The organism is Burkholderia sp. HI2714, from assembly GCF_002223085.1.
In the GTDB taxonomy this organism is placed as follows: Bacteria; Pseudomonadota; Gammaproteobacteria; order Burkholderiales; family Burkholderiaceae; genus Burkholderia; species Burkholderia lata_D.
The window spans coordinates 1-902 of the sequence record NZ_NKFM01000163.1; the positions used below are offsets into that span (position 1 = coordinate 1).

The window sequence follows — 902 nt, forward strand, 5'->3', positions numbered from 1 at the left end:
GCGCTGCTGTCGATCCAGATCTACCAGGGCGATCTCGCGCGCGCCGATTCGGCGTTCTTCCTCAAGTACTTCCTGTCGAGCCAGTCGGCCATCCTGTGGATGAGCGCGCTGTTCGTGCTCGCGACGATCTTCTACTGGATCGGCTTGCTCGCGCGTTCGGAGTCGGGTTCCGCGATCGGCCAGAAGCTCACGTGGGTCGCCGTGCTGATGGGCTTCACCGGCCTGATGGTGCGCTGGTACGAGTCCTACCTGATCGGGGCGGACGTCGGGCACATTCCGGTGTCGAACCTGTATGAAGTGTTCGTGCTGTTCAGCCTGATCACCGCGCTGCTCTATCTGTATTACGAAGGCCACTACGGCACGCGCGCGCTCGGCGCGTTCGTGCTGCTGGTGATCAGCGCGGCCGTCGGCTTCCTGATGTGGTACTCGGTCGCGCGCGACGCGCAGCAGATCCAGCCGCTCGTGCCGGCGCTGCAGAGCTGGTGGATGAAGATCCACGTGCCGGCGAACTTCATCGGCTATGGCAGTTTCGCGCTGTCGGCGATGGTGTCGGTCGCGTACCTGATGAAGGAGCGCGGCGTGCTCGCCGATCGCCTGCCGACGCTCGACGTGCTCGACGACGTGATGTACAAGTCGATCGCGGTCGGTTTCGCGTTCTTCACGATCGCGACGATCCTCGGCGCGCTGTGGGCCGCCGAAGCCTGGGGCGGCTACTGGAGCTGGGACCCGAAGGAAACCTGGGCGCTGATCGTGTGGCTCAACTACGCGGCGTGGCTGCACATGCGCCTGATGAAGGGCCTGCGCGGCACGGTGGCCGCATGGTGGGCGCTCACGGGCCTGCTCGTGACGACCTTCGCGTTCCTCGGCGTCAACATGTTCCTGTCCGGGCTGCACAGCTACGG

Annotated in this window: 1 protein-coding gene; it reads left to right on the plus strand. The window is 65.1% G+C overall.

The window, feature by feature from the left end:
* Positions 1–902, plus strand: a 902-nt coding sequence (ccsB, locus tag CFB82_RS41665) for a c-type cytochrome biogenesis protein CcsB (protein ID WP_089487979.1), incomplete at both ends; no start/stop codon positions are given.